Source organism: Kribbella koreensis (assembly GCF_039525325.1).
Taxonomy (GTDB): Bacteria; Actinomycetota; Actinomycetes; order Propionibacteriales; family Kribbellaceae; genus Kribbella; species Kribbella koreensis.
Window position 1 is genome coordinate 31,617 of record NZ_BAAAHK010000017.1, and the last position, 24,784, is coordinate 56,400.

Here is a 24,784-nt window from a genome sequence, read left to right on the forward strand (position 1 = left end):
TCAACCGGACAAAGGAAAAATGAGCATCTCCCTGGGCATGCCCGCGCTGCCTCCGCCGACCCTCGCCCCGCGCCGCAAGACCCGCCAGATCAAGGTGGGCAAGGTGCTGGTCGGTGGCGACGCGCCGGTGTCGGTGCAGTCGATGACCACCACGCTGACCTCGGACGTCAACACGACGCTGCAGCAGATCGCCGAGCTCACCGCGGCGGGCTGCGACATCGTCCGGGTCGCCTGCCCGTCGCAGGACGACGCCGACGCGCTGCCGGAGATCGCCAGGCACTCGCAGATCCCGGTGATCGCCGACATCCACTTCCAGCCCAAGTACGTGTTCGCCGCGATCGAGGCCGGCTGCGCCGCGGTCCGGGTGAACCCGGGCAACATCCGCAAGTTCGACGACCAGGTCAAGGAGATCGCGGCCGCCGCCAAGGACCACGGCACCTCGATCCGGATCGGCGTCAACGCCGGCTCGCTCGACCCGCGGCTGCTGAAGAAGTACGGCAAGGCGACCCCCGAGGCGCTGGTCGAGTCGGCCGTCTGGGAGGCGTCGCTGTTCGAGGAGCACGACTTCCACGACTTCAAGATCTCGGTCAAGCACAACGACCCGGTCGTGATGGTCAAGGCGTACCAGCTGCTGTCCGAGGCCGGTGACTGGCCGCTGCACCTCGGCGTCACCGAGGCCGGGCCGGCCTTCCAGGGCACGATCAAGTCGTCGGTCGCGTTCGGCGCGCTGCTGTCCCAGGGCATCGGCGACACGATCCGCGTCTCGCTGTCCGCGCCGCCGGTCGAGGAGGTCAAGGTCGGCCTGCAGATCCTGCAGTCGCTGAACCTGCGCGAGCGCAAGCTCGAGATCGTCTCCTGCCCGTCGTGTGGCCGCGCCCAGGTCGACGTCTACACGCTGGCCGAGCAGGTCACCGCGGGGCTCGAGGGCATGGAGGTCCCGCTGCGGGTGGCCGTGATGGGCTGCGTCGTGAACGGACCGGGTGAGGCCCGCGAGGCCGACCTCGGGGTTGCCTCCGGCAACGGCAAGGGCCAGATCTTCGTCAAGGGCGAGGTGATCAAGACGGTGCCCGAGTCGAAGATCGTCGAGACCCTGATCGAGGAGGCGCTGCGGATCGCCGAGGAGATGGGCGAGTCCGTCGACGGCGGCGAGCCGACCGTGACGGTCGGCTGATTCCAGCGGGTACCCTCGCCGCGTGACGGACTACATCGTGATCAGCGCGACGCGCGGCGAGGCCCGGTACGTTCCGGAAGGCATCCCGGTGGTCATCACCGGGGTCGGCAAGACCGCGGCGGCGGTGATCACCGCGCAGGCCCTGGCCGGACGCGACACCAGCGACCTCACGGTCCTGAACGTCGGTACGACGGGTGCCCTGCGTGACGGGCTGGCCGGGATCTACCTGCCGAGCGAGGTCGTCAACCACGACCTCAACGCCGAGGCGATCCGCGGGATTGGCCTCGACCCGCAGGAGTCCATCCGGATCGACGGTGGCGACGGCACGGTCCTCGCCTCGGGCGACGTCTTCGTCACCGACCCGGTCGTCAAGGCACGGCTCGCGGAGCGCGCCCACCTGGTCGACATGGAGGCGTACGGCGTCGCCTTCGCCTGCCGCCAGTTCGGCGTACCGGTCCGGCTGATCAAACACGTCTCCGACTCGGCCGACGAGGCCGCCATGGACTGGCCCGCCCTCGTGGACGCGAGCGCCAAGGTCCTGGGCGACTGGCTCCGCACCGAACTCAGCTGAGCAACTCGAGGACCGCGGTCTCCCGGACAAGCCACCGCATCACACCGACGCCGCTCTCGAGCACGGCGCGATTGGCGTACAACGCCTGCTCGACGGTGACCCAGCACGGCTCGAGTTCCAGCTCTGCCTCGTAGGCCTCGAGCTGCTGTGGGGCGTTCGGCGTCGCCACGCTGGTACAGGTGAAGTAGTGCGAGGTCATCTTGAACACCTCGTACTCCGCATCGACGGCGCGCACGAACTCGACGGTCTCCCCGAGCAGCTTGCCGACGTCGACCTCGCGGAGCCCGCATTCCTCCAGGAACTCGCGCTGGAGGGCGGACTGCATCGACTCGCCCGGCTCGACCCCGCCGCCGGGGAACTTGTAGTCGCCGTGCCGGGACTTCAGCAGCAGCAGGTCCCGGCCGCGCTGGAGTACACCGCGGACGGCGGTGCGCTCGATGGTCGGGCCGGTGAGATCCAGCGAATGGTCATGGGTGAAGGTGCCGAGGTGCATGGGCATAGTCTGACTTGACCTTGACCCTGGGGGCAGGGTTTAGCGTCGGGGTTATGGAGGTCGCGATGCGGATCGGGGATTTGGCGGCTGAGGCCGGGGTGACGGTCAAGGCGGTGCGGTACTACGAGTCTCAGGGGCTGTTGAAGCCCCGGCGGGAGGCCAACGGGTATCGGGCGTACAGCGCCGAGGACGTGATCGTGGTCCGTGAGGTGAAGGCGTTGCTGTCGCTCGGGTTGACGGCGGAGCAGACCTATCCGTTCATCGAGTGCCTGCGGGCCGGCAACGACCGGGCGGACGTCTGCCCGGCGTCGCTGACGGCGTACCGGGCGCGGATCGCGGAGGTCGACCGGCGGATCGCCGAGCTGACCGAGCTGCGGATCAAGCTGGCCGACCTCCTGACCGATGCCGAGAACTGGAGGACCCAACGATGACCGAACTACTCGTGGCCGACGAGACGAACTTCGACCAGCTGGTACTACGGGCAGACAAGCCCGTCCTGGTGGATTTCTGGGCGCAGTGGTGCCCACCGTGCCACCAGATCGTCCCGATTCTGCAGCAGATCGCGGTCGAGCGCGCCGACCGGCTGACCGTGGTGAAGGTGAACTCGGACGAGAACCCGGCCATCTCCTCGAACTACCGCGTGATGGCGCTGCCGACCCTGATGCTGTTCCACCACGGCGAGCTGATCTGGTCGGTCGTCGGCGCCCGCCCGAAGGCCAAGCTCCTCAAGGAACTGGACGACGCGCTGCTCACCGCCGTCTGATCCATCCCGCTTCGACCAAGCCCCTGGCCGTCCTCGGCCAGGGGCTTGTTTGTTAGCCCGCTAGATTGCTAGCATCCTAGGTATGACCGAAGAGGCCGCCAAGAAGGCGCAGTTCAACGTGTACCTGTCGCCGGACCTGATCCGGCGGATCAAGCATCAGGCGATCGACGAGAGCACGAGCTTGTCGGCCCTGGTCGAGCAGGCGCTGACGGACTACCTGGAGAGGGATCGGCATGAATGAGGTTGTCATCCGCACCTTGCGGTTCTCCAACGACGTGCAGGCGATGCGCGCGTTCCTGGAGACGCTGGGGTTGCGGTCCCGGATCGAGTCGGAGAGCGGGATCTGGATCGACATGGTCGCCGGGCGCGGGATGATCGCGCTGCACGACGCGGCCCGCAGCGATACCGGTGGCGAGCCGGGGCAGACCAGGCTGACCTTCGAGGCCGACGACATCGACGAGCTGTTGGACCGGCTCGACGCGGCCGGCTTCGAGGACGCGAGCATCTTCGACGAGGCGTTCGGGCGGGTGCTGACGGCGAAGGGGCCGGACGGCGCCGGGTTGTGGATCGACGAGCGTCCCAAGGATCTGTACGGCTACAAGTTGCACGACGCCCATCCGGACACCCGGTGGTCGGTCACGCCGATGCTCGGCGTCCCGGATCGGGCCGGTTGGGAGCGGCTGCTGGGCATCCTGGGTGGGGACAACCCCGAGTTGGCGGGGTTCCGGGCGGCGGGCGCTCTCGAAGTACAGATAGAGCTGACTACTTCGGAGAGCCTGGATGCGGTTGCCGAGCGGCTTGCGGCGACCGGATATCACGCGTCGAGGGACGACGGGGGATTGGCGGTGGCCGATCCGGACGGGCAGATCGTGCGGATTCGCGGATGATCAGCGTCCGCCGGGCCGTGATGGAAGATGTCGCGGCGGTGCGGGAGATCGGGCTGACGACCTGGCCGGTCGCGTACGCCGGATTGGTGTCGGCCGAGTTCATCTCGGACGGGTTGGCGCAGTGGTGGTCGCCGGCGGCGGTCGAGCGTGGCATCACGCAAGGCATCACCCTCGTCGCGGTGGTCGATGAGCATCTCGTGGGGATGGTGGGCCTTGGTCAGGAGGCCGGCTTCTGGGTGATGTGGAAGCTTTATGTGCTGCCGGGGTATCAGCGGCTCGGGGTCGGGAAAGCCTTGCTGGACGGGGCGATCGAGGCGCTGCCGGTGGGGACGGAGCAGTTGTTGCTGGATGTACTGGTCGGCAACGAGCAGGCGATTCGGTTCTATCGCAAGAACGGTTTCGGTGAGCCCCGGAGTACGCCGGACCGGGACCTCGGCGACGAGCTGATTTGGATGGCTCGCGAACTCTAGATGACCCATTGCGCGCCACGGCGGCGGTAATCGGCTAGGTTCTGCGGCGTGGGCGTACGGGTACTGGGTCCTCGCGACCTCTCAGCAGCGAGGGCCGTCATCGCCCGCGATCCGGTCGTGAACGTCTTCGTCGACTCCTTGGTGCAGGCGTCCGGGCTCGATCCGCGCCGCGGCGCGGAGGTCTGGGGGTACGTCGAGAAGGGCGAACTCGAGGCGCTCTGCCATGCCGGCGGCAACATGGTGCCGGTCGGCGCGGGGGAGGCCGCGCTGCGGGCGTTCGCGGCGTACGCGTTGCGTCGTGGCCGCAACTGCTTCCAGATCCTCGGGCCTGCTCGTGCTGTCGAGCAGTTGTGGACTGCACTGGAACCGCACTGGGGTCCGGCGCGCGAGGTGCGCGACGAGCAGCCGTTCATGGTGATCGAAGGTCCGCCGGCGATCGCGCCGGATCCGCTCGTGCGCGCGGTCGAGCCGGTGGAGCTGGGGATCCTGTACCCGGCGTGCGTCGCCATGTACACCGAGGAAGTGGGTGTGCCGCCGCAGACGGGGCCGGACGGGACGTTCTACCGGTCGCGGGTCGCCGAGTTGATCCGGGCCGGCCGGGCCTTTGCGCGGATCGAGGACGGCAAGGTCGTGTTCAAGGCGGAGATCGGCTCGGTGGGCACCGGGGTCTGCCAGATCCAGGGGGTCTGGGTCGATCCTGAGCGACGGGGTCAGGGGCTGGCCGCTCCTGGCATGGCGGCCGTGGTGGAACTCGCGCGACAGATCTCGCCGGTGGTGACCTTGTATGTCAACGCGTTCAATACGCCGGCGCGAGCGGCGTACGAGCGGGTGGGGTTCCGGACCATCGAGACCTTCGCGACGATCCTGTTCTAAGGCTGAGCGCTGAATGTGATGGCGCGGTGACCGGTGGTGAGGTTGGCTGTTCGACAGCGCCGCCCCCGCCCAGTCGAAGGACAACTGCTGTGTCTATGCTTCCCCCACCCCACCGCCCCGGTCGAAGACGTGCTGTGTCATTGGCCGGTTTGGCCTCCGTCGCGATCGCCGTCGCCGGCTTCGCGCCCGGCCCCTCTGCAGCCGCGCCCCAGCCCGAGGTCGACACCACTCCGTCGTACTACTCGTTCAAACTGCCCGCTGGGGTGACCGTCGCCGAGCTGGTTCGCGACGGCTACGACATCACTCACGGCCACGGCACCCGCCCGACGCTGGTCGCGACCCCTGCTGAGGTTGCTCGCCTTCGCGATCGCGGCGTGCTCGTCGGCAAGACCGGCAACGTCTACCAGCCCGTGATCCGCACAGCCTCGGACCTGGCCGGTGCTACGTACTACGGCGGCTACCACACGGCAGCGGGCCATGAGCAGCACAATGCGGCCGTCACAGCCGCCCACCCGGAGCTGGTGAAGCTGTATGACATCGGCGACTCGTGGAAGAAGACGAAGGGGCAGGGCGGGCACGACATCCAGGCTCTGTGCATCACCAAGCTGACCAGTGGCGACTGCGCGCTGGACAGCACTTCTGGCAAGAAGCCGAAGTTCGTCCTGCACACCCAGATCCACGCGCGGGAGGTGGCGACGGGGGAGATCGCGTACAAGTGGATCGATCTGCTCGTCTCGTCGTACGGGACGGATCCGGCGATCACTTCGTTGCTGGACACCCGGGAGTTGTGGGTGATCCCGATCGCGAATCCTGATGGTGTCGACGTGGTCGCGTCGAATCCGACGCAGCCGGTGATGCAGCGCAAGAACGTCGACAACTCCGCGGGTGGGTGCCCGGCCGCTGATGCGGGTGTGGATCTGAATCGCAACTCGAGCTTCCAGTGGGATGTGGAGCAGGGTGGGCCTTGCGACGAGACGTATCCGGGGAAGAGGGCCGTTTCGGAGCCGGAGACGATCGCGATCCAGGGGTTGCTGGACAAGATCTTCCGCGACACGAAGGGGGCGGTCGGTGAGCCTGCGGCGGCCGACACGACCGGGGTGTTCCTGACGTTGCACAGTTTCGGCAACGACATCCTGGCGCCTTATGGGTATACGAACACGGCGGCTCCGAACAAGGCCGCGTTGGTTGCCTTGGGCAAGAAGATGGGGGCGCTGAACGGGTATCCGGTGTCGACCGGTGACGGCGGGGTCGGGTACTTCGCGCCTGGGGCGACGGATGACTGGCTCTACGGGACTCGCGGCGTACCGTCGTACACGTTCGAGATCGGGCCGGACTCGGGGAGCTGTGGCGGGTTCTTCCCGTCGTACGCGTGCTTCACGAGCACCTTGTGGCCGGCGCAGAAACCGGCTCTGCTGTACGCCGCGCGCGCGGCCGCGACGCCGTACGGGAAGTTGCCTTAGTACTGCTTACCCGTGGGTAACACGATCGGCTAAGGTCGTCGGCATGAGCAGACGGAGCAGGAGCACCACCGGACTGGCAGTGCTTTTCGGCGTCATGGGGGTGCTGCATTTCGTGAAGCCGGAGCCGTTCGAGCGGATCGTGCCGCGGCAGCTGCCGCGCAAGAAGGAACTCGTCTACGCCTCGGGCGTCGCCGAGCTCGCCTGCGCGGCCGGGCTCCTGCACCCACGGACGCGGCGACCGGCAGGCCTGCTCAGCGCGGGCCTGCTGGCCGCCGTGTTCCCGGCGAACGTGCAGATGGCGCTCGACCTGAACCGGTCCGCGGGGCCGCGGGCGAGGGCGATCGGATTCGCCCGGCTGCCGCTGCAGATCCCGCTGATCCGGGCGGCGCTGAAGGCGGCCCGCGAGGGGCGCTGAGGCGGGGCTGTGGAAAGGTGGTGAGAGTACTACCCGTCGGCGGATATCCTCTTTGCCGACAGTAGTTCTTCCACCACTCGTTCACTGCTTGGAGACTCCCGTGATACTGCGCATGTCGTCGCTGTTCCTTCGCACCCTTCGCGAGGACCCGGCGGACGCGGAGGTCCCGAGCCACCGGCTGCTGGTCCGGGCCGGCTACATCCGTCGCGCCGCGCCCGGTATCTACACCTGGTTGCCGCTCGGCCTGAAGGTGCTGCGCAACGTCGAGAACATCGTCCGCGAGGAGATGGACCGGATCGGCGCGCAGGAGCTGGTCTTCCCGGCGCTGCTGCCCCGCGAGCCCTACGAGGCGACCGGCCGCTGGACCGAGTACGGGCCGAACATCTTCCGGATCAAGGACCGCAAGGGCGCCGACATGCTGCTCGGGCCGACGCACGAGGAGATGTTCACCCTCGTCGTGAAGGACCTGTACTCGTCGTACAAGGACCTGCCGCTGTCGATCTACCAGATCCAGAACAAGTACCGCGACGAGGCCCGGCCGCGGGCCGGCGTGCTGCGCGGGCGCGAGTTCGTGATGAAGGACTCGTACTCGTTCGACATCGACCAGGACGGGCTGCAGGCGTCGTACGAGCTGCACCGCAAGGCGTACATCGCGATCTTCGACCGGCTCGGCTTCGACTACGTGATCGTCGCCGCGATGTCGGGCGCGATGGGCGGGTCGGCGTCGGAGGAGTTCCTGGCGATCGCGGAGAACGGCGAGGACACCTTCGTCCGCTCGCCGGGTGGGTATGCGGCGAACGTCGAGGCGGTCGTGGTGCCGCAGTCGCCGGCTGTCGATGCCTCCGGCGTGCCTGCTGCTGAGGTTGTCGACACTCCGGACACGCCGACGATCGATACGTTGGTCGACGCGCTGAACGCGAAGCATGCTCGGGCGGATGGTCGCGAGTGGACGGCTGCTGACACGTTGAAGAACGTGCTGGTGATGCTCGTGCATCCCGACGGGACGCGGGAGCCGTTGGCCATCGGCGTACCGGGCGACCGGAACCTCGACGAGAAGCGGCTGGGCGCGCAGGTCGAGCCGGCCGAGGTCGTCGCGTTCGAGGAGTCGGACTTCGAGAAGAACCCGGCGCTGGCCAAGGGCTACATCGGGCCGGGTGTGCTGGGGGCGGAGAACACTTCGAAGATCCGGTACCTGCTCGATCCCCGTGTGGCTGAGGGTTCGGCCTGGGTGACGGGTGCGGACAAGACCGGCTTCCACGTCATCAACCTGGTGTACGGGCGCGACTTCACCGCTGACGGCACGATCCAGGCGGCTGAGGTGCGCGACGGTGACGAGGCGCCCGATGGTTCGGGTCCGCTGTCGTCGGCGCGCGGGATCGAGATGGGGCACATCTTCCAGCTCGGCAAGAAGTACGCCGAGGCGCTGGACCTGAAGGTGCTCGACCACAACGGCAAGCTCGTCACGGTCACCATGGGCTCGTACGGCGTCGGCGTCACCCGCGCCGTCGCCGCGATCGCCGAGGGCAACCACGACGACCTCGGCCTGATCTGGCCGCGCGAGATCTCGCCCGCGGACGTCCACCTGGTTGCCACCGGCAAGGATGCCGAGGTCTTCGAGAAGGCGGCGTCGATCGCCGCCGAGCTGGAGTCGCGCGGCCTGACGGTGCTGTACGACGACCGGGAGAAGGTCTCACCCGGCGTCAAGTTCAAGGACGCCGAACTGCTCGGCGTCCCCACCATCGCCGTGGTGGGCAAGGGCCTGGCCGACGGCACCATCGAGGTCAAGGACCGCCGCTCCGGCGACCGCACCGACGTCCCGGTCGCCGAAATCGTCGACCACCTGGTCTCAGTCGTCCGCGCCTGACCCGCACCACCCACCGCCGCTCCCACCTTCGGGTGGGAGCGGCGGTTTTGGTTGCTGGCGGCAACCGATGGTCGTCGGCGCATACCCAATCCGCTTGGGCAAGCGATTACCGCGGCGTGTCGGGCGGGCTGGCGGGAGTTATGCGTGCATGGCGCTCCGGCCCGCCAGCAGGGTCGGCAAGGGGCGGCCGGGGAGCTACGGCTGGGGGCGGAGGCCGTCGAGGATCAGGGCGAGCATGCGGGGGGAGCGGTCGTGGGGGCCGGGGGGTGTGCGCCAGAGGGCGGCCGTTAGTTGCAGGTAGTCGCCGGGGTCGGCGTCGGGGCGGATGGCGCCGGAGGTCTTGCCTGCGTCGAGCAAGGTTGTGATGGCGGTGATGACCGGGTCGTAGGTCTGTTCGGTGATTGTCTGGTGGGCGGTGGGGCTGAGGGCGTCGCCCAGGCCGTGTTTGCGGCGCATCGCTTCGACCAGGTCGGTGGTCCAGTGCCGGAGGGCCTCGACGGGAGTCAGGTCGGCCAGTAGGCCGGGGACTGTCGAGATGAGTCGTTCGACCTCGTCCTGATAGACGGCCAGGAGCAGGGTCTCCCGGGTGGGGAAGTTGCGGTAGAGGGTGCCGGCGCCGACTCCTGCGCGCTGGGCGACCTGGTTCATCGACGTGGCGCCGTCCTCGGTGAAGGCCTCGCGGGCGGCCGCGAGGATGCGGGCCCGGTTCTCACGGGCGTCTGAACGGACCATGGGCAGCCTCTTCTTGCTAAGTGGAGAGTTCTCCACTACCGTAACTGGAGAACTCTCCGCATAGCTTAGAGGAGCATCATGCAGTACATCAAGCTCGGCACCACCGGCCTCGACGTGTCCCCGATCGCGATCGGCGCGATGACGTACGGCGAGCCCGACCGCGGCCATCCCGTCTGGTCGAAGGGCGAGGACGAGGCGCGACCGCTCATCCAGCACGCGCTGGACGCCGGAATCAACTTCTTCGACACCGCCAACATGTACTCCAACGGGTCCAGCGAGGAGATCCTCGGCCGGGCGCTCAAGGACTTCGCCGACCGCGACAACGTGGTGATCGCGACCAAGCTCCGGCACCCGATGCGCACCGGCCCCAACGGCCGTGGGCTGTCGCGTAAGGCGGTGATGACCGAGGTCGACCACTCGCTGCGCCGGCTCGGGACGGACTACATCGACCTGTACCAGATTCACCGCAACGACCACGCCACGCCGTTGGAGGAGACTCTCGAGGCGCTCAGCGATCTCGTGAAGGCCGGCAAGGTCCGCTACCTCGGCGCGTCGTCCATGCACGCCTGGGAGTTCGCGAAAGCACTGCACCTGCAGAAGCAGAACGGCTGGGCCCGATTCGTGTCGATGCAGGACCACTACAACCTGCTCGCCCGCGAGGAAGAACGGGAGATGATCCCGCTCTGCCTCGACGAAGGCGTCGGCACGGTCATCTGGTCGCCGCTGGCTCGCGGCCGCCTTGCTCGCGGCTGGGACGACGCTAGGACGACGGAGCGTTCCGAGACCGATGGCGCGTACGCGGACATGCTCTATTCACCTGCAGAGGAGGGGTCCAACCGCGCGATCATCGACGCCGTCGGACAGGTCGCACAGCAGCACGGAGTCAGCCGCGCCCAGGTCGCACTCGCCTGGCTGCGACGCCAGCCGGTCGTCACCGCACCCCTGGTCGGCGCGGGCTCGCTCCAGCAGATCGACGAAGCGGTCGCGTCGCTGGATCTCGAACTCACCGACGACGACGTCAAGGTTCTGGAGGCTCCGTACACGCCACGCTACGACTTCCAGGGCATCTCCGACGAGGCCGAACTGGAAGCCATCCGCCGGCGCGTCCCCGGAATGGCGCTGCGATGAAGACCATCTTGCGGGCCGGCGCACCGGCCCGCACCGGAGCGCTTCTCATCTTCCTCGGTCCGCTCATCTCCTGGGTCGCCGAGTTCGTCACCGCCGCAGCCTGGCAGGACCCCCACTATTCTCCCTTCTACAACTGGGTCAGCCACCTCGGGCTGACCGGTCCGAGCCAGGTCGCCTTCCAGCAGGTCGGCAACTCTCCGCTCGGCGCGGTCATGGACACCGGCTGGGTGCTCTACGGAGTACTCCTGATCGTCGGCGCCTTTCTCACCTTCGATCTCCGCAAGGGCGTTCGCCCGATTCTGGTTGTTGCCCTCGCCACCATCTCCGGCGTCGGTGTCTCACTCGTCGGCATCTTCCAGGGCTCGAACGCGAACGTCGACAGCGGGCTGATCGCCTTCCACACCTTCGGTGCCCAGGGCGTGATGATCGCCGGGAACATCATGGCGGTCGTCGTCGGCGTGACCGGCTCCCGGATCGGCCTGACCCGCGGACGCTCCATCGCCAGTACCGTGCTCGGCATCGCCGGCCTGGTCGGTTTCGTGGTCTTCATGGTCGACGTCTTCACCGGCTGGATGTGGAACGTCGGTATGTTCGAACGCTCCGCGATCTACCCGATCATGGTCGGCCACGTGCTCCTGGGCAGGGGCCTGATCGCTGCCCGACGGCCCGAAACGTCCCCTTACCTGGCGGCCACCGCTGCCCGAGTGTCGAGCTGAGGACAACCAGATACCGCCGAGAGCTTTCTCGCCCACGGCCTCGCGGCCCAAAGCTGATCAGCGGGCGTCTATCTGGATCAGGGTTTGCCGTGTTGCTGGGTCACCTCGGGGCGGCTGGGGAGCGTGATGTGGACGCGGCCGGGGCCGATGTGGGACAGGCGGGCATCCAGGTGGGCCATCAGGCCCTGGCGGTCGAAGCTCGAGCGGATGCGTTCCTGGATGGCTGGGCTCGCCTGCTCGTCCACAGGAGCTCCTTGGGGGCTACGTCACATCGAGGGCTGTAAGGGTAGAGCGGGACAATGGGCTTACCTGATGATGGAGTCCGTGACTGATTATCGCCGCGCACGGGGTTGCAGTGCCTGATATTTCGCTGTGGACGCTCGTGTTCTTGGTGGTGGCCGCGTTCTCGGCCGGCTGGATCGACGCGGTGGTCGGTGGTGGCGGGCTGATCCAGTTGCCGGCCATGCTGCTGGGGTTACCGAACGCATCGCCGGCGCAGATCCTCTCGACCAACAAGATCTCGTCGTTGTTCGGTACGACGACCAGCGCGATCACCTTCGGCATCAAGGTCAAGCCCGACCGGCGGACCGTCCTCCCACTGGCCGGGCTGGCCGCGATCGGGGCGGCGGCCGGCGCGTTGGTGGCGACGCAGATCCCGATGGCATGGTTCAAGCCGATCGTGCTCGTGCTGCTGATCGGCGTCGCGCTCTACACCTGGTTCAAGCCGGACCTCGGCTCCGCGACCGTACTGCGCTTCGACGGCCGGGCCCATTATCTCGCGGCCAGCCTGGTCGGATTGCTGATCGGGTTCTACGACGGCGCGGTCGGCCCAGGTACCGGCTCGTTCCTGATCTTCGCGCTGGTCGGGCTGATGGGCTACAACTTCCTCCGGGCCAGCGCCAAGGCCAAGATCGCCAACGTCGCCACGAACCTCGGCGCCATCCTCGTCTTCGCCGCCCACGGCGCCCCGCTGTGGCGGCTCGGCCTGATCATGGGCGCGGCCAACATGCTCGGCGGTCTGCTCGGCGCCCGTACCGCGGTCGCCCGCGGCTCGCGTTTCGTCCGGGTGATCTTCCTGGTCGTCGTCTCGGCGCTGATCCTCCGCCTCGCGTACGACGTGTTCTGGCCGCGCTGAAAACCCGGTGCCGGGCCAACACCCAATCGCTAGGCTCGGGAAATGGTGGACTACGACACTCGGCTACATCAGGTCTACGCCCAAGGACGCGCCCTCCCCGCAGACAGCCTGAACACCTGGATGCAGGCAGCCGCCGGATTCGCGCCTCCCACCCGCCCACTGACGGTCCTCGATCTCGGCTGCGGCATCGGCCGCTTCACCCCGGCGCTCGCCGACACCTTCGGCGGTCCCGTCTACGGCGTCGAACCGTCGGCCCGGATGCTGGAGCAGGCGACCGCACACCTCGACGTCACCTACCTCGAAGGCTCCGCCGAGGCGATCCCGCTGCCCGACACGTCCTGCGATCTGGTCTGGCTCTTCCTGACGATCCACCACTGGTCCGACCCGCTTCAAGGCCTCCGTGAGGTCAACCGGGTACTGCGCCCAGGCGGCACCGTCATCCTCCGGACCCAGTTCGGCGACCGTATGCCGGACCTCTACTGGTACCGGTACTTCCCCAGTGCCCGTCGCGTCGACGCGCAGATGTACCTGCCCTTCGACGAGGTCCGAGCCCTCGCGACGCGGGCCGGGCTCCAAGCCGAGGAGGAGCCGCACTGGGTCGACGTCACCGAGCCGCGGACCCAGCGGGCGACGTACGAGCGGCTGAAGTTGCGGGCGTTCTCGACCTTCGAGCACATCGCCGAGGACGAACTCGACCGCGGATTCGCTCAGTTCGAACGCGACGCGGACGCCGACCCGGACCGCGAGGTGCCCACGTTCCCTGCAGGCGTCCTGTTGCTCAGGCGACCGTCCAGCTGACATTGACCGCAGTGGGCTTGCGGAAGACCAGGCCGTGCGGCGGGGGAGAGGCCGGGTCGAGTCGCAGGTCGGGCAGCCGGGTGAGGATCTCGGTGAGGGCGCTGACCGCCTCAAGCCTGGCCAGATGCATGCCCAGGCAGATGTGCGGACCGCTGGCGAAGGCGAGATGACGACGGGCGTTCGCGCGCTGGACGTCGTACCGATCAGGATCAGGAAACACTGACGGGTCGCGGTTGGCGCCGGCCAGCGAGACGCTGACGAAGTCGCCACGCTTGACCGAAGCGCCACCCAGCGAGACGTCGCGGGTCGCATACCGGTCGACCACGGCCGCGGCAGGCTCCAGGCGGAGTGACTCCTCGATCGCGTTCGGGATCAACGACGGATCTGCCAGAACCAAAGCAAGCTGGGACGGGTTGGTCAGCAGATGCCAGAGGCAATTGGTGATCATGCCCTCGGTCGTCTCGATGCCGCCGAACATCAGCACGGCGGCGTTGGCGACCACCTCGTCGGTCCCGAGCCCCGCAGTCGCCGCCTCGGCGATCAGCGAGTCCGAGTGATCGATGCTCCCGGCAACATGTTGGTGAAGTTTGGCGAACGCGGCAGCACCTTCGGCGGTAACAGGCAGCCCAGCGGCGATCCCGCTGACCGAGGAGGAGATGTCCTGATACCAGTCGAGCACGGTCGCCGCATCGGTCCGGTCGAGCCCGAGCGAGTAGGCGACCACCGCGACCGACAACGGCCCGGCCACCGTGGTCCGGAGGTCGGCAGACCCCAGCGGAGCGATCGCCGAGACAAGCCGATCGGTCTCCTCGGAGACGAACGAGGTGAACCGCGCCCGGGTCTGCGCCAAGCTGAACGGATGCTCGAACGGCGCCCGGTGCTCACCATGCACGGAACCGTCCAGCGACAACATCGACGGCCCCACCACCTGAGCCGTCGAGAACCGCGGGTCATCCACAGTGAATGTCGACGGATCCCGCATCACCTCCATCGCCAGCGCCCGGCTGGCAACCACCCAGCCCCCCAGCGCATCGCTCCACCCGACCGGGCGCACACTGGCCAGGTACGGGTGCGGATCCTGCTCCAGCTCGGCCACGGTAGTCATGCTCAGCAGCTTACAAACGACCGCCGACTGGCTAAGACCACTCCACGTACTGGTATTGCTGCGACAGATCCGATCTCAACGACTCAGCGGGGCACTGGGTTACAAAACCGCCGGCTTCGCCATCTAGGGTGTGGGCCATGTCAGTGTCTGATTCGGCCCCCACCCCACCGCCCCGGTCTGGGACTCTGGTGCTGCTGCCTGCCGTCGATGTGGCGGATGGGCAGGCTGTTCGGTTGGTCCAGGGCGAGGCCGGGAGCGAGACCTCCTACGGTGACCCGCTGGCCGCGGCGATGGCCTGGCAGGAGGCCGGCGCGGACTGGATCCACCTGGTCGATCTTGATGCCGCGTTCGGTCGTGGCAGCAACCGTGAGTTGCTCGCCGAGGTGACCGGCAAGCTCGACGTACAGGTCGAGCTGTCCGGCGGCATCCGCGACGACGACTCTCTCGAGGCCGCCCTGGCGACCGGCGCGCGCCGGGTCAACATCGGCACCGCCGCGCTGGAGGACCCGGAGTGGTGTGACCGGATCATCTCGCAGTACGGCGACCGCGTCGCGATCGGCCTGGACGTCCGCGGCCGCACGCTGGCCGCCCGCGGCTGGACCAAAGAAGGTGGCGACCTGTACGAGGTGCTCGAGCGACTCGAGCGGGCCGGCTGTGAGCGGTACGTCGTCACCGACGTCACCAAGGACGGCATGCTGCAGGGCCCCAACCTCGACCTGTACCGCGACCTGTGCGCGCGCACCGAGAAGCCGATCGTCGCTTCCGGCGGCGTCTCCAGCCTGGACGACCTGCGTGCGCTGAGCACGCTGGTCAGCGACGGCGTCGAAGGCGTCATCGTCGGCAAGGCCCTGTACGCCGGCGCGTTCACCCTGACCGAGGCACTCGAACTCACCCGTGGAGGCGACAAGTGAGCCTTGCCGACAAGCTGGCAGGCAAGAAGGTCCTGGTCACCGGCATCACCGGATTCGTCGGTGAGGCCCTGCTGCACCGGATGATCGGGGACCTGCCCGGTACCACGGTGGTCGCGATCATCCGCCCGAAGGGGTCCCTCAAGGGCACCGACCGGATGGCGCAGATGCTCAAGAAGGACATCTTCAAGCCGTTCTACGGCGAGGGCACCCCGTACGCCGACGCCGCCGAACTCACCGCCGCCCGGGTCGAGGTCGTCGAGGGCGACCTGTCCGACGTACCGGCGCTGCCGAAGGATCTCGACATCGTGGTGCACTGCGCCGGCGACGTCTCCTTCGACCCGCCGATCCACGAGGCGTTCACCACCAACGTGCTGGGCACCAAGAGCCTGCTCGAGCGCATCGTCGAGGCCAGCGACGGCCGTCCGGTGCACTACGTCCACATCTCCACCGCCTACACCGCCGGCCGTCGCCGCGGCGCGATCCCGGAGGCCCCGGTCGACCACAACGTCGACTGGCGCACCGAGGCCGAGGCCGGGATGGCGATGAAGGCGCGGATCGAGGAGACCTCGCGCAGCGCCGCGATGCTGATCAAGTTCCGCAAGGAGTCGGAGAAGCTGCACCGCCGGGCCGGTCACCTGACCGCGGCGGCCGACACCGAGCGCCGGCGTACCGAGTGGGTCGCCAAGAAGCTGATCGAGACCGGCACCGAGCGCGCCCGCAGCCTCGGCTGGACCGACTGCTACACCTTCACCAAGGCGCTGGGCGAGCGGGTGGTCGAGGAGTTCGCGGCCAAGCTGCCGACCTCGATCGTCCGGCCGGCCATCATCGAGTCCGCGGTCCAGAGCCCGCACCCGGGCTGGATCGAGGGCTTCAAGATGGCCGAGCCGCTGATCCTGGCCTACGGCCGCGGTGAGCTGCCGGAGTTCCCGGCCAGCCCCGACTCGGTCGTCGAGATCATCCCGGTCGACCACGTCGTCGGCGCGATCTGCGCGGTGATGGCGACCGAGCCCGAGCTGTCGAAGCCGGAGTACTACCACGTCAGCTCCGGCGCCCGGAACCCGCTGACCTTCGAGCAGCTGTACGCCGGTGTCCGCGCGTACTTCTCCAAGCACCCGTTCGACCTGGGCGAGCGCGGCGCGGTCCGGCTGCCGGTCTGGAAGTTCCCCGGCGGCGACTCGGTCGAGAGCATGCTGCGGTACGGCGAGAAGGCGCACAAGATCGCCGACCAGATCATCATGCACGCGCCGCGCGGCGAGCGGACCCGCAAGTACGCCCGCGAGCTGGACGTGCAGAAGCGCCGGATCGACTTCCTCCGCCGCTACATGGACCTGTACTCCGAGTACGCGCAGGCCGAGCTGCAGTTCATCGACGACAACGTGCTCGCCCTGCACAACGCGCTGGAGGGCGACGACCAGGAGAAGTTCTGGTGCGACACCTCGATCGTCGACTGGCAGCACTACCTGCAGGAAGTGCACTGCCCGAGCGTCACCGACTCGCTGCGCCGGCTGGACGTGGTCCGGAAGAAGCGGAACAAGTCGCTGGCCGAGTCGGCCGGCGTGCTGAAGAAGGTGACGCCCTCGGAGGACTCCGAGATCATCGCCGCCTTCGACATGGACGGCACGCTGCTGTCGTCGAACGTGATCGAGACCTACCTGTGGATGCGGCTGCCCGAGCTGGACAGCCACCAGCGGGTCGGTGAGATCGGCGCGATGCTGCGCAAGCTGCCGAAGCTGATCTCGGCCGAGCGCAAGGACCGCGGCACCTTCCTGCGGACGATCTACCGCCGGTACCAGGGCGCCGAACTCGAAGAGCTCAACAAGATCGTCGACGAGACGCTGGCCGGCCACGTGCTCGAGCGGCTGAGCGGGGCTGCCGTCCGGCGGATCCGCGAGCACAAGGCGGCCGGTCACCGGACGATCCTGATCACCGGCGCCGTCCGGCCGCTGACCCGGCCGCTGGAGTCGCTGTTCGACGAGATCGTCGCGGCCGAGCTGGCCGTCGACGACCGCGGCCGCTGCACCGGGTACCTGACCGGCCCTCCATTGGTGGGCGAGTCACGCGCCGCGTGGATCAAGCACCGCGCCCGCGGCACGAACATCGACCTGTCCAAGTCGTACGCCTACGCCGACAGCCACTCGGACCTGCCGATGCTGACCACCGTCGGCAACCCGGTCGCCGTCTCGCCGGACGTGTCGCTGTTCCGGGCCGCCCGGGCCGCGCGCTGGCAGATCGTCGACTGGAAGACACCCGCCACTTCTTCGCGTCTGGAGATCCCCGGGGTGAACGCCCGATGATGCTCGCGCTCGAGATGTACCGCTCACCGGCCAAGTTCCTGGCCGCGAAGGCGATGGGCAGCCGGATCCCGGCCATCCTGACCGGCCCGGCCGCGCCGCTCCGGCTCGTCACGATCGACGAGCCGAAGGCCGACCGGGAGGGCTGGGCGCGGATCCGGCCGATCCTGTCCGGCATCTGCGGCTCCGACCTCGGCATGGTCACCGGCCACACCAAGCTGTACTTCTCCGCGCTGGTGTCGCTGCCGTTCGTACCGGGCCACGAGATCGTCGGCGAGCTGCTCGACGACTGCGAGGACCTGCCGAAGGGCACCCGCGTGGTGATGGACTCGGTCCTCACCTGTGCCGCGCGTGGCGTGGAGCCGTGCGAGAGCTGCTCGTCGGGCCGTACCAGCCTGTGCGACCGGATCACCGTCGGCCATGTCTCGCCCGGACTCCAGACCGGCTTCTGCCAGGACACCGGTGGCGGCTGGGGCAACGTCATGGTGGCTCACCGCAGCCAGCTGTACGCCGTACCGGAAGGCCTCTCCGATGAGCGGGCAGTCCTGGTCGAGCCGCTGGCCGGTGCCGTGCACACCGCGCTCCGGGCCAAGATCGAGCCGGGCCAGTCCGTACTGGTCAGTGGCGCCGGCGCTGTCGGGCTGTTCGCGACGCTCGCCCTGCGCGAGCTGACCCAGGCCGGCCGGATCACCGTCGTCGCCAAGCACCCGAAGCAGCGTGAGCTGGCCCGGGCGTTCGGGGCGAGCGACGTGGTCGCGCCCGACGAGGTCTTCCGGGGCGTCCGCCGGGCCACCGGTGCCTTCCGGCTGAAGCCGGATCTGAACGCCAAGGAGTTCCTGCTCGGCGGGGTCGACGTCGCCGTCGACGCGGTCGGCAGCAAGGACTCGATCGACACCGTGCTGCGGGTCACCAAGGCCGGCGGCCGGGTGGTGCTGGCGGGCATGCCGTCGACGGGTGCGGATCTGTCGCCGGTGTGGTTCCGTGAGTTGGAGCTGACCGGGACGTACGCGTCCTCGCGGGAGGAGCCGAACGGGCGTCCCGCCTTCGAGACCGCGCTGGAGATGGCCCAGAAGGCTCCGCTGGACGGGGTCGTCGGGGCGCGGTACCCGCTCTACCGGTGGCGTGAGGCGCTCGACCACGCGCAGTCGGCCGGTCGCCTGGGCACCGTGAAGGTCGCCTTCGATGTGAGGGCATCATGATCGCCGCCACTGTTGTTGCTGCACCGTTGAACGTACGACGAGAGAGGTTCTGACATGTCTCGGCCAGGGTTTGTGCTTGAGGTGGACGACCGGACGCCGCCGCTGCTCGTGCACAACGGTGAGGGTTTCCTGCTGGAGCGGTTCCCGCTCGGTACCCGGGTGGTGTACCCGCCGGAGTCGCTGCCGGCCGTGCGCGACGTGGAGGAGGCGATCCAGAACGCGCTGCTCAACCCGCTGGAGTCCGAGCCACTGCCGGAGCTGCTGTTCGCCGGGATGAAGCTGACCATCGCGTTCGACGACATCTCGATCCCGTTGCCGCCGATGAAGAAGCCCGACATCCGGCAGCGGATCATCGAGCAGGTGCTGACGATGGCCGCCGACGCGGGCGTCGACGACGTCGAGCTGATCTCGGCCAACGCGCTGCACCGCCGGCTCACTCCGAACGAGCTGCGCGACATCGTCGGCGAGCGGGTCTTCCGGTCGTTCTACCCCGACGGCAAGCTGTACAACTTCGACGCCGAGGACGAGGCGAACCTGGCCCACCTGGGGCAGACCCGGCACGGCGAGGACGTCGAGATCTCCAAGCGGGCGGCCGAGTCCGACCTGCTGGTCTACGTGAACGTGAACCTGGTGGCGATGGACGGCGGCCACAAGTCGACGTCGATCGGGCTGGCGTCGTACAAGTCGCTGAAGCACCACCACAACAGCCACACGATGATCCACTCGCGCTCCTTCATGGACCACAAGCGGTCGAAGATGCACGAGTCGGCCTGGCGGATGGGCGAGATCCTCACCCAGCACGTCAAGGTCTTCCAGATCGAGACCACGCTGAACAACGACATCTTCGGCGGGCCGCTGGAGTTCCTGCAGAAGCGCGAGTGGGAGTGGTCGATCAAGGACCAGGCCGCCTACCTCGGCGCCAAGCGCGGGCTGGACGTCGCGCCGACCCGGATCCGGCGCAAGATCTTCCAGGACGTCCGGGCCAACTACGGCCTGACCGGCGTCACCGCGGGCAAGATCGAGCCGGTGCACGAGAAGACCATCGAGGCGGTGCACCGCCAGCACAAGGTCGAGGTCCAGGGCCAGGCCGACGTGGCGATCATGGGCGTGCCGTTCGTCGGCCCGTACAACGTGAACTCGGTGATGAACCCGATCCTGGCCGCCTGCATGGGACTGGGCTACTACTTCAACTCCTACCTCGGCCAGCCGATCGTCCGCAAGGACGGCGCGGTGATCCTGTACCACCCGGTCGACTACGAGTTCAGCCAGCTGCACCACCCGTCGTACGTGGACTTCTTCGAGGAGGTGCTGTCGGAGTCGACCGACCCGGCCACCATCGAGGCGAAGTTCGAGAAGCAGTACGCCGAGGACCCGTGGTACATCCACCTGTACCGCACCTCGAACGCGTACCACGGCGTGCACCCGTTCTACATGTGGTACTGGATCAGCCACGCGCTGGACCACTGCGGCGACATCGTCTGGGTCGGCGCGAACCGCAAGACGGTCGAGCGGATGGGCTTCCGGTCGGCGTCGACGCTGCAGGACGCGCTCGAGATGGTCAGCCACTCGGTCGGCCGCTCGCCGTCGATCACGTACCTGCACAACCCGCCGCACCTGCTCGCGGACGTCCGCTGATGGGCGCGAGCCTGGTCCGGTTCAGCCGGGACACCGCGCGGGACGTGAAGCAGGTCGCGCGCGGCTTCCGCTGGGGACGGCGTCAGCAGGTGCCGCGGTCGGCCGAGCCGTACGTGGTGAAGAAGGAGTCGTCGGTCTTCCCGACGCGGTGGGCGCGGACGCCCGCGGCGATCGCGGTCCGGGAGGTCCTGCAGAAGGGCGCCCTGAACTCGGTACTCCGCTTCGAGGTGAACCCGCAGGTGAGCGGGCTCGACTCGCTGCGCAAGGTGCACGGGCCGGCCGTCATCGTGGCGAACCACTCGTCTCACCTGGACACGCCGCTGGTGCTCTGCACGCTGCCCGACGACATGCGTCGTAAGACGGCCGTCGCTGCCGCGGCGGACTACTTCTTCGACACGTGGTGGCGGGCGACCGCGTCGGCGATCGTGTTCAACACGTTCCCGATCGAGCGCCGCGGCGGCAAGCTCAGCGCGACCCCGGGCGACCTGCTCGCGGACGGCTGGAACGTCGTCGTCTTCCCCGAGGGCACCCGCTCGCCCGACGGCTGGATGGAACGCTTCCGGATGGGCGCGGCGTACATCGCCGTCGAGCAAGGCGTCCCGGTGATCCCGGTCGGCATCAAGGGCTCCTTCGCCGCGATGCCGCGCGGCCGCGGCTGGCCGGTTCCCGGTCGCCCGACGGTCGCAGTCCGGTACGGCGACCCGCTGTACCCGGCCGAGGGCGAGTCGGCCCGCGACTTCGCCCCACGCATCTCGGCCGCTGTGTCGGCCCTGCTGGACGAAGAGGCATCCACCTGGTGGGAGGCCCGTCGCCGGGTAGCCGCCGGCGCATCCCCATCCCAATCCGGCCCCGACGCCGCCCGCTGGCGCCGAGTCTGGGCGTCCACCACGCCGGTCAAGCCTGCAGAGCAGAAGCGCAGGGCCTGGAAGTAAAGCTCGAAATCAGAAGGGCGGTCGCTCAGCGGCCGCCCTTGTGCTGTTCATCGCTCGCGAGTTCAGCTCTGCTGATCCAGCTCGTACAGGCGAGTCTCCAGCAGCGGGCCGACCTGCTCGATCCCGGCGCCGAGATCGAGCCACGACCGCTCCCGCGCCTCCGGCTCGTCCATCCCGGCGACGGCCAGCGTGTAAACGCCGGTCAGCACATCCCGCTCACCCGACGGCCGCAAGACCGCCAGAATGAACTCCACGGCCAGACCGGTCCGCACCACCTGCGCCTTGCCCGGATCGTCCGGCAGCGGCTTCCCACCGGTCACGAACGCCGGCTCGTCCCTGAACCTCAACCACTGGACCTTGGCGCCCGCGACCTGTTCGGCCAGCGACATCTCGATGCTGTCGCGGACAACCTGGCCGGGATTCTTCCCCAGCCACTCGAGCCAGTGGTCCGGCTCGGTGAGCGCGCTGAAATCGTCCCGTGGGGGTGTGTGCTTCGCGTTGGGGACGAACTCGCCGGTGAGCTGGCCGGAGTCGTCGACGCGCCAACCGCCGCGGATCGCCTCGGGCGGTACCGCGCTGTCCGGATCGTCCACCCAGTCCGCGTCGATGTCGTAGACCCAGCCACCCGGAGTACGGGCCGCTTCGGCGACCAGCTCGGGCGGTGGCGTCCGCATCTCGGTGGCGAGCTCAGCTGCCGGCTTCTTCTGCCACGGTCTGGGAATCTTCACTGGCCAAGTCTGGCCTAGTGGCTCGGCGGTGGCTCACCAGGGCAGTTCTCCGGTCTCGTCCTGGAAGGTTCCGGTCGGACCGTCCGGGCCTATGGTGGCCAGCCGGACCACGAAGGCCGCACTCTGCTCGGGTGACCGGCCGATTCCGAAGGCCGCGGTCATGTCGGTGGCGGTGGTGCCGGGCTCGACCGCGTTGAACCTGATCCCGGGCTCCGCCTTGGCGTACTGGATCGTCAGCATGGTGGCCGCTGCCTTGGACGCCGAGTAGAGCGCGACCGGCAGGTGGTACTCCGGCCGGTCGGGGTTGTTCACCGCCCAGAACGATCCGGCGCTGCTCGACACCGTCACGACGACGGGATTGGTGGACCTGCGCAGCAACGGAAGGGCCGCCTCCGTCACCCGGACGATCCCGACCGCGTTGGTGTCGAACACCCGGAGCGCTTTCGGTCCGTCGATGGTTCCGTCGCCGAGGACTCCCGCGTTGTGTACCAGAACATCGAGCCGGCCCTCGTCCGCGCCGATCGTCGCCAGCGCCTTGCCCACCGAGTCGTCGTCGGTCACATCGAGCTGGACGAACCGCGCGCCGAGCGCTGCCGCGGCCTGCTCACCCCGCTCGACGTCCCGTGCCCCGAGGTAGACCACGTGCCCTAGCTCGAGGAGCTGTCTGGCTGTCTCGAAACCGATGCCCTTGTTGGCTCCGGTGATCAGTGTGACCGTCATACGTCTGCGTCTCCTGTCGAAATATCCGGCCCGAGTGGACCGTTGAAGACGCTATGAGCAGCCAGTCGCCGCAACCAGAGCCCTCTCCAGCCCGGGGTGTCGCAGGACCCCCTCTGCTGAACGGCCGGGCCGGACGCAACTTGCTCGGTGCGTTCTTGCGGGCCCGGCGCGAGCTTGTGACGCCTCAGCAGGCGGGCCTTCCTGAGGTCGGCGTCAGGCGGGTACCCGGTCTGCGGCGCGAGGAGGTCGCCATGCTGGCCGGCATCAGCGCCGACTACTACCTGCGGCTCGAGCGCGGCCGGGATCGCAACCCGTCCATCCAGGTGCTCGAGTCGATCGCGCGCGTACTACGGCTCGACGACGACCACCTCGCTCACCTCAAGTCCCTCGTCTCCGAGGCGCCTCGGGCGGGTGGCCATCGAGCGTCCGCGGAGATCCCACCGTCCGGTGCGCTCAAGCTCCTGGACTCCCTGGCGCAGCCTGCTTTCATCGAAGGCCGGTACTTCGACATCCTGGCCTCCAACAGTCTGGCCCGGGCGTTGTCTCCCGGTCTGGCCGTGGGTGGCAACCAGTTGCGCGACTTGTTCCTGGAGCCGGCGGAGCAGGCTCTGCATCCGGATTGGCAAGACGTCACCGAGTGCCTGATCGCGAACCTGCGGCAGTCCGTGGGTCACGACGTCGACGATCCGCGCCTGCTCGAGCTGATCGGCGAACTGTCCGGCGCGAGCGACCGGTTCCGCGCACTCTGGGCCCGCCACGAGGTCCGTGGTCAGCGTGGCGGGCCGCTCCGGATCAATCATCCGCTGGTCGGCGAACTGACCCTGAACCGCGAGCGACTGCAGATCGACGGAGCAGCCGGTCTGAAGCTGGTCGTGTATCACCCCGACGCCGGGTCGAGCGATGCGGACAAGCTGGCCCTGCTGGCGTCCGCGGCGAGCCGACCGCTGGCCGTTACCGGCTAGGTCGCTCAACCATCGGTATCGGCGGCAGTCTTGCCGGGCTGGTCGGTACCCTTGGCGCGTGAGCCTCGCCGTGCGTGTGATCCCCTGCCTGGACGTTGATGCGGGCCGGGTGGTCAAGGGTGTCAATTTTGCCGATCTGCGCGATGCCGGGGATCCGGTGGAGATGGCCCGGTTGTACGACGCCGAAGGGGCCGATGAGCTGACCTTCCTCGACATCACCGCTTCGTCCGGGTCGCGGGAGACGACGTACGAGGTGGTCGGGCGGACGGCTGAGCAGGTGTTCATTCCGCTGACTGTGGGTGGTGGGGTGCGCGAGGCGGCTGATGTGGATCGACTGTTGCGCGCCGGGGCGGACAAGGTCGGGATCAACACCGGCGCGATCGCGCGGCCGGCCGTGATCGAGGAGATCGCGCACCGGTTCGGCAATCAGGTGCTGGTGCTTTCTCTGGATGTCCGCCGGTCCGCCGGGCAGCCGAGTGGTTTCGAGGTGACGACGCACGGTGGGCGGAAGTCGGCCGGGCTGGACGCGATCGAGTGGGCGCGGCGCGGCGCCGAGTTGGGAGCGGGCGAGATCCTGCTCAACTCGATGGATGCCGACGGCACCAAAAAGGGTTTCGACCTGGAGCTGATCCGGGCGGTGCGCGCGGTGGTCGACGTACCGCTGATCGCGAGTGGGGGAGCGGGGCTGCCCGAGCACTTCCCGCCGGCGGTCGAGGCGGGCGCGGACGCGGTACTGGCGGCCAGTGTCTTCCACTTCGGCGACCTGCGGATCGCGGACGTGAAGAAGGCCCTCCGCGACGCCGGCGTCGTGGTCAGGTGAGCGAC

General features: G+C 68.3%; 28 protein-coding genes. 22 read left to right on the plus strand and 6 right to left on the minus strand.

Annotation, left to right across the window (positions count from 1 at the left end; genetic code table 11):
• Window positions 1–19 precede the first annotated feature (19 nt).
• Together ispG and ABD116_RS29690 are read left to right on the plus strand one after the other, a co-directional pair.
• Entirely contained in the window at window positions 20–1,171 is a 1,152-nt protein-coding gene (gene ispG / locus ABD116_RS29685; protein ID WP_343977573.1) for a flavodoxin-dependent (E)-4-hydroxy-3-methylbut-2-enyl-diphosphate synthase, read from the plus strand.
• Between the two features lie 22 nt (window positions 1,172–1,193).
• On the plus strand, window positions 1,194–1,742 hold the full coding sequence (locus ABD116_RS29690; protein ID WP_343977575.1) for a nucleosidase: 549 nt from the start codon (window positions 1,194–1,196) through the stop codon (window positions 1,740–1,742).
• On the opposite strand, the gene ABD116_RS29695 is transcribed toward ABD116_RS29690, so the two are convergent.
• Window positions 1,735–2,235: an NUDIX domain-containing protein gene (locus ABD116_RS29695; protein ID WP_343977577.1), complete on the minus strand. Its 501-nt coding sequence runs from the start codon at window positions 2,233–2,235 to the stop codon at window positions 1,735–1,737. The two genes, ABD116_RS29690 and ABD116_RS29695, sit on opposite strands and share 8 nt — an antisense overlap.
• Window positions 2,236–2,288: 53 nt before the next feature.
• Here ABD116_RS29695 and ABD116_RS29700 point away from each other — a divergent pair, with 53 nt between their 5' ends.
• From ABD116_RS29700 to ABD116_RS29740, 9 genes are all read left to right on the plus strand, one after another.
• Window positions 2,289–2,666, plus strand: coding sequence for a MerR family transcriptional regulator (locus ABD116_RS29700; protein WP_343977579.1), 378 nt, complete (start codon window positions 2,289–2,291; stop codon window positions 2,664–2,666).
• Entirely contained in the window at window positions 2,663–2,998 is a 336-nt protein-coding gene (gene trxA / locus ABD116_RS29705) for a thioredoxin (RefSeq protein ID WP_343977581.1), read from the plus strand. The genes ABD116_RS29700 and trxA overlap by 4 nt, the downstream gene beginning before the upstream one ends.
• 82 nt (window positions 2,999–3,080) lie before the next feature.
• The gene (locus ABD116_RS29710) at window positions 3,081–3,239 is read left to right on the plus strand and encodes a ribbon-helix-helix domain-containing protein (protein WP_343977584.1); all 159 of its coding nucleotides are present in this window, start codon (window positions 3,081–3,083) and stop codon (window positions 3,237–3,239) included.
• On the plus strand, window positions 3,232–3,885 hold the full coding sequence (locus tag ABD116_RS29715; protein WP_343977588.1) for a VOC family protein: 654 nt from the start codon (window positions 3,232–3,234) through the stop codon (window positions 3,883–3,885). Before ABD116_RS29710 ends, ABD116_RS29715 begins: the two co-directional genes overlap by 8 nt.
• Entirely contained in the window at window positions 3,882–4,355 is a 474-nt protein-coding gene (locus ABD116_RS29720; protein WP_343977591.1) for a GNAT family N-acetyltransferase, read from the plus strand. Before ABD116_RS29715 ends, ABD116_RS29720 begins: the two co-directional genes overlap by 4 nt.
• Before the next feature lie 48 nt (window positions 4,356–4,403).
• The gene (locus ABD116_RS29725; RefSeq protein WP_343977594.1) at window positions 4,404–5,228 is read left to right on the plus strand and encodes a GNAT family N-acetyltransferase; all 825 of its coding nucleotides are present in this window, start codon (window positions 4,404–4,406) and stop codon (window positions 5,226–5,228) included.
• A gap of 134 nt (window positions 5,229–5,362) precedes the next feature.
• Window positions 5,363–6,688: a M14 family zinc carboxypeptidase gene (locus ABD116_RS29730; RefSeq protein WP_343977597.1), complete on the plus strand. Its 1,326-nt coding sequence runs from the start codon at window positions 5,363–5,365 to the stop codon at window positions 6,686–6,688.
• Window positions 6,689–6,731: 43 nt separating this feature from the next.
• Window positions 6,732–7,103: a DoxX family protein gene (locus ABD116_RS29735; protein WP_343977599.1), complete on the plus strand. Its 372-nt coding sequence runs from the start codon at window positions 6,732–6,734 to the stop codon at window positions 7,101–7,103.
• Window positions 7,104–7,203: 100 nt separating this feature from the next.
• A complete protein-coding gene (locus ABD116_RS29740) occupies window positions 7,204–8,967 on the plus strand; it encodes a proline--tRNA ligase (RefSeq protein WP_343977602.1) in 1,764 nt (587 codons plus the stop codon).
• A 195-nt stretch (window positions 8,968–9,162) separates the two neighbouring features.
• Here the strand turns inward: ABD116_RS29740 and ABD116_RS29745 are convergent, their stop codons facing one another.
• The gene (locus tag ABD116_RS29745; protein WP_343977604.1) at window positions 9,163–9,699 is read right to left on the minus strand and encodes a TetR/AcrR family transcriptional regulator; all 537 of its coding nucleotides are present in this window, start codon (window positions 9,697–9,699) and stop codon (window positions 9,163–9,165) included.
• 78 nt (window positions 9,700–9,777) lie between these two features.
• Between ABD116_RS29745 and ABD116_RS29750 the strand changes: the two genes are divergently transcribed.
• Both ABD116_RS29750 and ABD116_RS29755 read left to right on the plus strand, forming a co-directional pair.
• Entirely contained in the window at window positions 9,778–10,827 is a 1,050-nt protein-coding gene (locus ABD116_RS29750) for an aldo/keto reductase (protein WP_343977606.1), read from the plus strand.
• Window positions 10,824–11,543 carry a DUF998 domain-containing protein gene (locus tag ABD116_RS29755; protein WP_343977608.1) on the plus strand — a complete coding sequence of 240 codons (720 nt, stop codon included), beginning with the start codon at window positions 10,824–10,826 and terminating at the stop codon, window positions 11,541–11,543. Before ABD116_RS29750 ends, ABD116_RS29755 begins: the two co-directional genes overlap by 4 nt.
• 77 nt (window positions 11,544–11,620) lie before the next feature.
• Here the strand turns inward: ABD116_RS29755 and ABD116_RS29760 are convergent, their stop codons facing one another.
• A complete protein-coding gene (locus tag ABD116_RS29760) occupies window positions 11,621–11,788 on the minus strand; it encodes a hypothetical protein (protein ID WP_343977610.1) in 168 nt (55 codons plus the stop codon).
• A 110-nt stretch (window positions 11,789–11,898) separates the two neighbouring features.
• On the opposite strand from ABD116_RS29760, the gene ABD116_RS29765 reads away from it, so the two are divergent.
• Together ABD116_RS29765 and ABD116_RS29770 are read left to right on the plus strand one after the other, a co-directional pair.
• The gene (locus ABD116_RS29765; protein WP_343977613.1) at window positions 11,899–12,678 is read left to right on the plus strand and encodes a sulfite exporter TauE/SafE family protein; all 780 of its coding nucleotides are present in this window, start codon (window positions 11,899–11,901) and stop codon (window positions 12,676–12,678) included.
• A gap of 42 nt (window positions 12,679–12,720) precedes the next feature.
• On the plus strand, window positions 12,721–13,476 hold the full coding sequence (locus tag ABD116_RS29770) for a class I SAM-dependent methyltransferase (RefSeq protein WP_343977616.1): 756 nt from the start codon (window positions 12,721–12,723) through the stop codon (window positions 13,474–13,476).
• On the opposite strand, the gene ABD116_RS29775 is transcribed toward ABD116_RS29770, so the two are convergent.
• A complete protein-coding gene (locus ABD116_RS29775; protein ID WP_343977620.1) occupies window positions 13,457–14,581 on the minus strand; it encodes a cytochrome P450 in 1,125 nt (374 codons plus the stop codon). The genes ABD116_RS29770 and ABD116_RS29775 overlap by 20 nt on opposite strands.
• A 137-nt stretch (window positions 14,582–14,718) precedes the next feature.
• On the opposite strand from ABD116_RS29775, the gene priA reads away from it, so the two are divergent.
• The 5 genes from priA to ABD116_RS29800 are packed head-to-tail and all read left to right on the plus strand — an operon-like array spanning window position 14,719 to window position 21,549.
• Window positions 14,719–15,492 (plus strand): bifunctional 1-(5-phosphoribosyl)-5-((5-phosphoribosylamino)methylideneamino)imidazole-4-carboxamide isomerase/phosphoribosylanthranilate isomerase PriA, encoded by a 774-nt coding sequence (gene priA / locus ABD116_RS29780; RefSeq protein ID WP_343977623.1) that lies wholly within the window; start codon window positions 14,719–14,721, stop codon window positions 15,490–15,492.
• Window positions 15,489–17,786: an HAD-IB family hydrolase gene (locus ABD116_RS29785; protein ID WP_343977626.1), complete on the plus strand. Its 2,298-nt coding sequence runs from the start codon at window positions 15,489–15,491 to the stop codon at window positions 17,784–17,786. Before priA ends, ABD116_RS29785 begins: the two co-directional genes overlap by 4 nt.
• Window positions 17,783–18,982: a zinc-dependent alcohol dehydrogenase gene (locus ABD116_RS29790; protein ID WP_343977629.1), complete on the plus strand. Its 1,200-nt coding sequence runs from the start codon at window positions 17,783–17,785 to the stop codon at window positions 18,980–18,982. Before ABD116_RS29785 ends, ABD116_RS29790 begins: the two co-directional genes overlap by 4 nt.
• Window positions 18,983–19,036: 54 nt before the next feature.
• Window positions 19,037–20,617, plus strand: a complete 1,581-nt coding sequence (gene larAH / locus ABD116_RS29795) for an NPN-dependent hydroxyacid isomerase, LarAH14/15/16 family (RefSeq protein ID WP_343977631.1) — start codon at window positions 19,037–19,039, stop codon at window positions 20,615–20,617.
• Window positions 20,617–21,549: a lysophospholipid acyltransferase family protein gene (locus tag ABD116_RS29800; protein WP_343977633.1), complete on the plus strand. Its 933-nt coding sequence runs from the start codon at window positions 20,617–20,619 to the stop codon at window positions 21,547–21,549. The genes larAH and ABD116_RS29800 overlap by 1 nt, the downstream gene beginning before the upstream one ends.
• A gap of 62 nt (window positions 21,550–21,611) precedes the next feature.
• Here ABD116_RS29800 and ABD116_RS29805 read toward each other — a convergent pair whose 3' ends face one another.
• A complete protein-coding gene (locus ABD116_RS29805; protein WP_343977636.1) occupies window positions 21,612–22,277 on the minus strand; it encodes a hypothetical protein in 666 nt (221 codons plus the stop codon).
• A gap of 33 nt (window positions 22,278–22,310) precedes the next feature.
• The gene (locus ABD116_RS29810) at window positions 22,311–22,997 is read right to left on the minus strand and encodes an SDR family NAD(P)-dependent oxidoreductase (RefSeq protein ID WP_343977639.1); all 687 of its coding nucleotides are present in this window, start codon (window positions 22,995–22,997) and stop codon (window positions 22,311–22,313) included.
• 155 nt (window positions 22,998–23,152) lie between these two features.
• On the opposite strand from ABD116_RS29810, the gene ABD116_RS29815 reads away from it, so the two are divergent.
• Both ABD116_RS29815 and hisF read left to right on the plus strand, forming a co-directional pair.
• Entirely contained in the window at window positions 23,153–23,959 is an 807-nt protein-coding gene (locus ABD116_RS29815) for a helix-turn-helix domain-containing protein (RefSeq protein WP_343977642.1), read from the plus strand.
• A gap of 58 nt (window positions 23,960–24,017) precedes the next feature.
• Complete coding sequence (hisF, locus tag ABD116_RS29820; RefSeq protein ID WP_343977645.1) at window positions 24,018–24,779, plus strand: imidazole glycerol phosphate synthase subunit HisF; 762 nt, start codon at window positions 24,018–24,020, stop codon at window positions 24,777–24,779.
• The last annotated feature ends 5 nt before the right edge of the window (window positions 24,780–24,784 follow it).

Coding starts and splice junctions, on each gene's coding strand:
- ispG (WP_343977573.1), top strand. CDS start 20: ATGAGCATCTCCCTGGGCATGCCCGCGCTGCCTCCGCCGACCCTCGCC.
- ABD116_RS29695 (WP_343977577.1), bottom strand. CDS start 2,235: ATGCACCTCGGCACCTTCACCCATGACCATTCGCTGGATCTCACCGGC.
- ABD116_RS29700 (WP_343977579.1), top strand. CDS start 2,289: ATGGAGGTCGCGATGCGGATCGGGGATTTGGCGGCTGAGGCCGGGGTG.
- trxA (WP_343977581.1), top strand. CDS start 2,663: ATGACCGAACTACTCGTGGCCGACGAGACGAACTTCGACCAGCTGGTA.
- ABD116_RS29710 (WP_343977584.1), top strand. CDS start 3,081: ATGACCGAAGAGGCCGCCAAGAAGGCGCAGTTCAACGTGTACCTGTCG.
- ABD116_RS29715 (WP_343977588.1), top strand. CDS start 3,232: ATGAATGAGGTTGTCATCCGCACCTTGCGGTTCTCCAACGACGTGCAG.
- ABD116_RS29720 (WP_343977591.1), top strand. CDS start 3,882: ATGATCAGCGTCCGCCGGGCCGTGATGGAAGATGTCGCGGCGGTGCGG.
- ABD116_RS29735 (WP_343977599.1), top strand. CDS start 6,732: ATGAGCAGACGGAGCAGGAGCACCACCGGACTGGCAGTGCTTTTCGGC.
- ABD116_RS29745 (WP_343977604.1), bottom strand. CDS start 9,699: ATGGTCCGTTCAGACGCCCGTGAGAACCGGGCCCGCATCCTCGCGGCC.
- ABD116_RS29750 (WP_343977606.1), top strand. CDS start 9,778: ATGCAGTACATCAAGCTCGGCACCACCGGCCTCGACGTGTCCCCGATC.
- ABD116_RS29755 (WP_343977608.1), top strand. CDS start 10,824: ATGAAGACCATCTTGCGGGCCGGCGCACCGGCCCGCACCGGAGCGCTT.
- ABD116_RS29770 (WP_343977616.1), top strand. CDS start 12,721: ATGGTGGACTACGACACTCGGCTACATCAGGTCTACGCCCAAGGACGC.
- ABD116_RS29775 (WP_343977620.1), bottom strand. CDS start 14,581: ATGACTACCGTGGCCGAGCTGGAGCAGGATCCGCACCCGTACCTGGCC.
- priA (WP_343977623.1), top strand. CDS start 14,719: ATGTCAGTGTCTGATTCGGCCCCCACCCCACCGCCCCGGTCTGGGACT.
- ABD116_RS29790 (WP_343977629.1), top strand. CDS start 17,783: ATGATGCTCGCGCTCGAGATGTACCGCTCACCGGCCAAGTTCCTGGCC.
- larAH (WP_343977631.1), top strand. CDS start 19,037: ATGTCTCGGCCAGGGTTTGTGCTTGAGGTGGACGACCGGACGCCGCCG.
- ABD116_RS29800 (WP_343977633.1), top strand. CDS start 20,617: ATGGGCGCGAGCCTGGTCCGGTTCAGCCGGGACACCGCGCGGGACGTG.
- ABD116_RS29810 (WP_343977639.1), bottom strand. CDS start 22,997: ATGACGGTCACACTGATCACCGGAGCCAACAAGGGCATCGGTTTCGAG.